The organism is Stenotrophomonas sp. STEN063, assembly GCF_056854515.1.
The window spans coordinates 38,454-46,022 of record NZ_JBXFWF010000035.1 but is presented as its reverse complement, the minus strand read 5'-3'; the positions used below and the strand labels follow the sequence as shown (position 1 = coordinate 46,022).

General features: G+C 62.6%; 5 protein-coding genes. 3 read left to right on the top strand and 2 right to left on the bottom strand.

The genetic code is table 11. The annotated features are described in order from the left end of the window. Nucleotides 1–201 precede the first annotated feature (201 nt). The gene (locus tag AC1VWL_RS11145) at nt 202–1,140 is read left to right on the top strand and encodes a VOC family protein (protein ID WP_481533895.1); all 939 of its coding nucleotides are present in this window, start codon (nt 202–204) and stop codon (nt 1,138–1,140) included. Between the two features lie 45 nt (nt 1,141–1,185). Here the strand turns inward: AC1VWL_RS11145 and AC1VWL_RS11140 are convergent, their stop codons facing one another. Continuing rightward, nucleotides 1,186–2,787 (bottom strand): alpha/beta fold hydrolase, encoded by a 1,602-nt coding sequence (locus tag AC1VWL_RS11140; protein ID WP_481533896.1) that lies wholly within the window; start codon nt 2,785–2,787, stop codon nt 1,186–1,188. 365 nt (nt 2,788–3,152) lie between these two features. On the opposite strand from AC1VWL_RS11140, the gene AC1VWL_RS11135 reads away from it, so the two are divergent. Further along, nucleotides 3,153–5,267, top strand: coding sequence for a TonB-dependent receptor (locus AC1VWL_RS11135; protein WP_482986721.1), 2,115 nt, complete (start codon nt 3,153–3,155; stop codon nt 5,265–5,267). 99 nt (nt 5,268–5,366) lie between these two features. Further along, nucleotides 5,367–6,029, top strand: coding sequence for a hypothetical protein (locus AC1VWL_RS11130; RefSeq protein ID WP_482986720.1), 663 nt, complete (start codon nt 5,367–5,369; stop codon nt 6,027–6,029). 210 nt (nt 6,030–6,239) lie between these two features. Here the strand turns inward: AC1VWL_RS11130 and AC1VWL_RS11125 are convergent, their stop codons facing one another. Beyond that, nucleotides 6,240–7,517 carry an MFS transporter gene (locus tag AC1VWL_RS11125; protein WP_482986719.1) on the bottom strand — a complete coding sequence of 426 codons (1,278 nt, stop codon included), beginning with the start codon at nt 7,515–7,517 and terminating at the stop codon, nt 6,240–6,242. Nucleotides 7,518–7,569 lie beyond the last annotated feature (52 nt).

The window sequence follows — 7,569 nt, the reverse complement described above, 5'->3', positions numbered from 1 at the left end:
GCGGGTGGCTTCGGCTGCGTGTCTCCCTGGGGCGCCCCTCGCCGGGCCGGGTGCCCGCGCCCGCGCTCGCCCCCCGGCCTCCCGCCCCCCCCCCACTACACCTGGCCCCAACCAGACCAGCTTCACTGGACAATTTGTCCGGACATATAGCAGGATCGGAACAGGTATGACCTTTCCACGTTCCTGATCCAGGAGTCCGGCATGTTGTCCGAAGTGAAGGCAGTCACCCTTGGCGTAAGCGACCTGCAGCGAGCCTGCGCCTTCTATGAGAACGCACTTGGTTACCGTGTACAGGCACGCGGGGCGCTGCACGCCGGACTGGCGCCGCTATGGCGTTTCGATGCCACGCTGCGCGGCGAGTACGCCGTCATCGCGCCCGACGACTCGGGATTGGGGAGGATCCGACTGGTCGCCTTCGACGCACCCGGGCAGCGGCTGTGGAACGCCGACAACCTCTACAACGGCAGCGGCTACTACGCACTCAACTTCCGCTGCGCGGATGCGCTGGCAACGATGCAGGCAATCACGGCTGCCGGCGGCAGCAGCGCGCATGAGCCCAGCTATTGGGAAGTCAGCGAGCAGGTCGCGGTACGCGATTCAATCAATGATGACCCCGATGGCATCCGCCTGGACGTGTTCTCCTACGAACGCGGCGGCGAGCTGCGTGGTCCACTGGATACCGATGTCAGCGTGGTGCAGACCATTGCTCTGGCCACCCGCGATGTAGCGCGTTCGGTGGCCTTCTACAAGGCGCTTGGTTTTGAGGTGTTGTTCGACCGCGTGCTCGACTTCCCCGAGCTGCAGACACTGCTGGGCACGGACCGGCCGGTGCGCATCCACAACGTCAACCTGATCAAGGACGGTCACATCGTGCCCGGCCGTGTGGAGATGTTCGCCTATCTCGACATGCAGCACCTGCCCGATGCACCGCTGCGCGATGTCGCGGTGCCGCCGAATATCGGCATCCTCTCGGCCACACTGCTCAGTGATGCGCTGGACGCCGATGTGGAGCGGCTGCAGCAACTGGGCGCGCAGTTGATCGCACGTGACGTCCTCGATGTGCCCGGCTTCGGGCATTGCGCCATCGCCACTTTGCTCGGCCCGGATGGTGAACAGCTGGAGCTGCTGCAACCGGCCTGATGCGTGCACAGCGCAGCCGCCCTGAAGCGGCTGCGCTGTATCGGCTCAACGTGCTGCCAGCTGTGCCGTCAGCGCGGCGGTGCGCCCCTGATAGTCGTCCTGGGGATCGGCATGCAGCGTCATCGCCACCTGCAAGGCCAGTAGTTCGCGCTCGATGTCCGCCACCGCAACGCCGGCAAACAGCACCGGCAACTGCGAACCAAGCCGCAACAGCTCGACCACATTGGCGTGCACCTGTGCGGTCTCCGGGCCCGCTACCAACCTGCGCGCGGCGGCGCTGGGCGCCAGCCACGGCCACAGCAGGTGGCGCTCACGCTCCCACTGCCAGACTTCGGCCATATGACCGCCGGCGGTGTGAACGGCAGGATCCGGCAACTGTGCGAGCAGGCGCTCGCACTCGCCAGCCCGCAGCAGCCACGGCTTGTGCAGCACCACCTCACTCAGGCGCGTGCCCAACCATTCGGCCAGCGCGGGCACATACGCTGCCGCGCCTTCCTGTGCATGCAATGCAACGGCCTGATCCGGCGCCAGATCGGCAATTACCGCACGCAACGCCGTCTGCATGGTCTCCGCGCTCAACGGTGCGCTGATCTCGGCTGAGCCCGCGTGGCCAGGCAGCTCGATGGCGATCTGGGTACGTGCATCCTCCGGCAACGCTGACACCGGCAACGGTGCCTGTCCCGGCGCATGGATATGCAGCACGGCATCTGCAGTACCGCGTCGCAGCCGCACCGCCACCTCGCCAAGCGCGGTGTCGATGACACGCCGTGTCCAGCCCTGCAGCTCACGTGCGGCCAGTTCCACGGGCACGGCGGGCGGCACGGCGTATTGCTGCAGGATCGTGTCCATGCGCCCATGCAGGCCCTCCACACCGGCGGGCTCTTCCACGCTGATCACGTTGTCCGGCAATGCGGGCAGGCGCTGCCGATGGCTCAGCAGCACATCATCGTGCCGATAGACCAGCCAGGCCGGGCAACGCAGCTCGCCAACGCGTTGGCGCTCGCTGTAGCGGAACGCGGCGCCATAGCCGCTGCGGTAGTTGTCGCCGACATCGAGGATGTCCATCGCCGCCTCGTGCGTGCCCTGCGCGCTATACGGCTGCAGTGCAATCGCGCATTCGGCGGATGGATCGCACCATGGGAAGAAGTACAGCTGCTCACGCATGCGCGACCACAGCCAGCGCAGGTGCGCGCCATCCCATGTCGGCAGGAATACCGGGAGGTATTTGTCGCTATAGCGTGCGCGCTCGGCATCGTTGAACAACGCGTAGCCATCGATGATCAGGCAATGCAGGCGCTGTGGCGCCATCCACGCCAGATGCATGCCGATCAAACCGCCGGTGTGCATCCCGAACAGAGCAAAGCGCTCGATACCCAGCGCATCGGCAAACTCCAGGGTGGCTTCGGCAAAACGATCGATGCCCGGTGAAGCATCCGCCAATGCATCGGAATAGCCAAAGCCCGGAGTATCCGGTGCGATCACCGTATAGCGATCGGAGAAGCGCCCGATCATCTGCAACCACATGCGCGAGTTCTGTGGCGACTGATGCAGCAACAGCAGCACCGGCCCCTGCCCTGCATATCGGTAATGCACGGTGCGATCACCGATGCGGATGAACTGGCGACGGACGGACGTTGCGGTCTGCATGGGCGTAATCACGGTGGTCGATATGACTATTGTTATATCAATAAATCAATCAAGCCTGCGTACTGAGCGGCCTGCCAAAGCGCCGGTTTGCAGTGTGTGCTGCATTTGCAGCACACACTGGAAATGACCTATCGACCACACCTATAGGACAAATAACCCTTCCCATTCATTTTCATAAAAGTAATTTATTTCAACAGGTTGTTGTCATTTCCAGCGTTCGGCAGCGGGCGTAAAAAACCTGCAATAGTCCTGTTGATTGTCCGGACAAATGGCGGAATACTCCTTAGGAAGCATTGATATATCTATATGTCCTTGCTTTCCCCCACCCGACCGAGCTTTTCCTTCATCACGCTACGAGGCGAGTCATGAAAGATGTTCTGTACCGGAGTGCGTTAACAGTTGCGATCATGACGGCCATCGGCAGCGGCGATGCCTACGCCCAGTCGTCCGACAAGGATGCTGTGCAGCTCGACCAGGTCAGCGTGACCGCCCAGCGTCGCGAAGAACAGATCCAGAAGACCCCGCTCAGCATGAGCGTGATCAGTGGCCCGGCGCTGGATCGCATGCAGATCAAGCGCGTGGACGACATCAAGTTCACCACGCCCAACATCATCATCGAACAGAACACCGGCACCAGCTCCGGCGCCAAGATCATCATGCGCGGTGTCGGCGCCGATGAGTCGATGTTCACCAACGATCCGGCGGTGGCACTGTACATAGACGACGTCTACATCGCCCGCCAGAACGGCGCGATGTTCGACCTCTACGACGTGGACCGCATCGAAGTGCTGCGCGGCCCGCAGGGCACGCTGTACGGCCGCAACGCCACCGGCGGCGCCATCCGCTACATCTCGAAGAAGCCGACCGGTGAGGAAAAGCTGAGCTTCGATGGCAGCATCGGCAACTTTGGCCGGTTCGATGGCCGCGCGATGTTCACCACCCGCATCGGCGAGACGCTCGACGTCTCGGCGGCGGTATTGAGCCGCAATCGCGACGGCATCATGCATGACATCACCAACAACCGCTGGGTCAATGACCAGGACGTGCTGGCCGGGCGCCTGGCCTTCGCCAGCACCTGGGGCGAGTCGTCCTATGCGACGCTGAGCATCGATCGTCTGCGCGAGCGTTCCACCCCGGCCTGGGGCACGCCGGTTGCGCTGGACACCACGACCGACACGGTCTCGCCGAAGCTGGGCAGTTACTACAAGACCGAAACTGACACGCGCGGCCTGAACGATCTGGATCAGTTCGGCATTGCGCTGACCAACGAAACCGACTTCGGCGCATTCTCCTGGCGCAGCATCGCCCACTACCGCACCCTCGAGCACCATTTCTACATGGACGTCGATGGCACCAGCCAGATGCGCTACCACCTGGAACAGGACCAGAAACAGAACCAGAAAGGCTATGAAGCGCAGTTCACCTCGCAGCTGGACGGTCCGTTCAGCTGGGTTGCCGGTGTGTTCGCGTTCTGGGAACACAACAACCAGCCGACCCGCAACGACATCTTCACCCGTGGCGGTACCAACTTCGTCGAGCAGGACACCTCGGCCTATGCGCTGTATGCGCAGGGCGACTACAAGTTCAACGACAAGCTGACCTTGACCCTTGGCGGGCGCTACAGCTACGAGAACAAGGACTTTTCGGTGCGCTCGGTGAAGGCCAACGGCGACCCCAACTACAGCAAGGCGCTGGAGAAGAGCTGGAACCGGCCCGACTGGAAAGTGCTGCTGTCCTATGACTTCAGCGACAACGTGATGGGCTATGCCAGCGTCACCACCGGCTTCAAGAGTGGCGGCTTCAACGGCCGCGGCACCACCTATGCCACGGTGACACCCGTCGACGCGGAGACGCTGCGTGCTTACGAAGTTGGCGTGAAATCCACGCTGTGGGACAACCGCCTGCGTTTGAACGCCGATTACTACCGGCTGGATTACGATGGCATCCAGTTGACTGCGGTCAACTCGGACGGCGTGTTCGTGATGACCAACGCCACCGGCGCGCTGATCCAGGGCATCGAAGTCGAAGCGCAGGCGCAGCTGACCAGCAAGCTGCGCGTGGATGCCAGCATCGGCACCATCGACGGCGAGTACAAGGACTATGCGGCGGTCAATGCCGCCTACTTCAAGGGCCGCTCGATGAAGAGCTCGCCGGACATGCAGTGGACCCTGGCCGGCACCTATGTGCAGCCGGTTGGCAATGCCGACCTGGTGTTCAGCGCGCAGGCGCGGCACACCGATGAGTACTACCAGAACCAGGACACCTCGCGGCTGATCATGACCCGCGCCAACACCGAGTACAACGCACGCATCTCCTATGAGCCACGCGATGCCAACTGGTCGGTGGCGGCATGGGGCAAGAACCTCGGCGACAAGTTCTATTCCACCGGTGGCTTCGATATCGCCGGGCTGGGCATCGGCGTGATCTACCCGAACGTGCCGCGCACCTACGGGGTCGAGTTCAAGTACCGCTTCTGGTAAGCCTTCACTGCCTGCTGCGCCCATCGCTCCCGACCGGGAGCGATGTTTTTTGCGGATAACAATGCTCCCAACCGGGAGTGATGTCTTCTGGAGACCACGATGGACTATCAACTGCTGTTGCTGCTGCACCTTCTGATCGGCGGCTATTGGCTGGGCGGCGACCTGGGTGTGTTCTTCATCGCCGGCAAGATTGCCGATCCGGCGCAGCCGCTGCCGGTGCGGCTGTTCTCGGCAAAGGCGATGATGCTGCTGGACATGATCCCGCGTACCTGCCTGATCATGGCCCTGGGCACCGGCCTGACCATTGCCACCAAGGCCGGGCTGCTGCCCCTGGATGGCTGCTTGTGGTTGGTGTGGGTGGGCACGCTGGCATGGCTGGGCCTGGCCTGGGCGGCCTTCATCAAGGAGCATTCGGCCAGCGGCCTGCGCATCGCGCGCGTGGATTTCTACCTGCGCCTGCTGGTGCTGGTCGGCTGTGTTGTGGCCGGCATCGATGCGCTCAGCGACGGTGGCTATATCGCGCAGAGCCGCTGGTTGGGGGCCAAGCTCATCCTGTTCGCCGGCATCATCAGCATGGGCCTGCTGGTGCGCATCCAGCTGCGTCCGTTTGGCCCGCTGTTTGGCAAGGTGGCGACCGGGACCGCAAGCGATGCCGAGCAGCAGTCACTCATGCAGCTGGTGTCGAGAGTGAAGATTCCGGTGCTGTGCATCTGGTTGATCATTCTGGTGATCATGGCGCTGGGCAAGCTCAAGCCGTTCTGAGTTGCAATGCATGCTGTGAACAACAAAGGCCCGCTTGCGCGGGCCTTTGCTTTGACGACGTCGCACAGCCTTGCTTCTGTGGGAGCGGCGTAAGCCGCGAAGCAAGCACATGTTCAGACGGCAGGTATGCAGAGTGCTCCAGCAACATCAGCTTCGCGGCTTACGCCGCTCCCACAACAGATACCAGCACCTTCGGTTATGGCTCAGCCCTCAAGCTACTCCACGCACCAAGGGAGAATCCGCATTTGCACCCTCGCCCGCTGCTCCAGAAAACGCCAGCCTCCGCTCATCGCGCACGAAGAACGAGGCCAACAGACCAATCGCCACCAGCACCGCGATCAGCGTGAACGCAACGTGGTAGTTGCCGAAGTGATCGAACATCACCGCGGTCAGCCAGATGCCCAGCCCGGCAGACGTAGCATCCATCAACGAGATCGTGCCGAGGATCTTGCCGGCGGCGCTGAGCCCGAATGCCTCGACGATCTGCAGCTGCAGGATCGCGTACAGGCCACCCCAGCCCAGGCCCATCACGATCAGCCCACTCCACAACAGTTCACGCTGCTGCAGGGCAATGATCATCGAGCCCAGCGCCATCAGCGCAACGTTGCAGACGAATACTTTCTTCGAGGTCGTCACGTCGGCGAGGAAACCAAACAGGAACTTGCCGACCATGCCCAGGCCGAACAGCAGGAACATGCCATCTCCTGCCTGCTCGCCGCTGAAGCCCAGGTCCTTCATGTTGAGGATCAGGTGCGAGGACAGCGACATGATTCCCCAGAACGTGGTCACCGCCACGACGGCCAATGCCCAGAACGTGCGGGTGCGCAGCGCCTGCCGGTACCCCAGGTCCGGCAAGCTGCTGGCACGGCCCGGCGTACTGTTGTCGCTTGCCTGGCCATCTCCCCAGGGACGCAGGCCGTTGCTGCCCGGCAAGCGGACCAACGCCAGGCAGAGCACGAACAGAGCCACGGGTATCACTGCCATCAGCAGGAAGCTGCCGCGCCAACCATGCTCGGGCAGCAAGGCGATGATGATCTTGGGCACCAGCATGCCACCCAGGCTGCTCCCCACCAGCGCAATGCCCAACGCCGTGCCGCGTCGTGTCTGGAACCACTGCGACACCATGATCACCGCCACGCACAGGCCACTGCTGACCACTACCGCGGCAAAGCCGACATGGATCAGGTACACGTGGGTGATGGAGTGCACCTGTGAGTAGGCGGCGTACAGCACTGCCAGCAGCAGGCTGCCAAACAAGGCCAGGCTGCGTACACCGACGCGGTCGATCAAGGCGCCGACAAAGGGTGACATCAGCGCTGCCAGCAACAGGTTGAACATGTCGCGGAACTTGAGCTGGCCACGGCTCCAGCCGAATTCGTCCAGCAGCGACGGATCGAAGGCGGTGATGCCGGTCATGGTCATGCCATTGGAGATCGCCAACATCAGCATGGCCACGATGCAGATCAGCCACGGGTAGAAACGTTTCATCGGTACACCTGCTGCGAAAGGGTGAACGGGGAACGCATGGCACTGGACTAAT

What these genes read in the sequence shown, in the direction of transcription:
- AC1VWL_RS11145 (WP_481533895.1), top strand. Translation starts at nt 202, where the DNA reads ATGTTGTCCGAAGTGAAGGCAGTCACCCTTGGCGTAAGCGACCTGCAG.
- AC1VWL_RS11140 (WP_481533896.1), bottom strand. Translation starts at nt 2,787, where the DNA reads ATGCAGACCGCAACGTCCGTCCGTCGCCAGTTCATCCGCATCGGTGAT.
- AC1VWL_RS11135 (WP_482986721.1), top strand. Translation starts at nt 3,153, where the DNA reads ATGAAAGATGTTCTGTACCGGAGTGCGTTAACAGTTGCGATCATGACG.
- AC1VWL_RS11130 (WP_482986720.1), top strand. Translation starts at nt 5,367, where the DNA reads ATGGACTATCAACTGCTGTTGCTGCTGCACCTTCTGATCGGCGGCTAT.
- AC1VWL_RS11125 (WP_482986719.1), bottom strand. Translation starts at nt 7,517, where the DNA reads ATGAAACGTTTCTACCCGTGGCTGATCTGCATCGTGGCCATGCTGATG.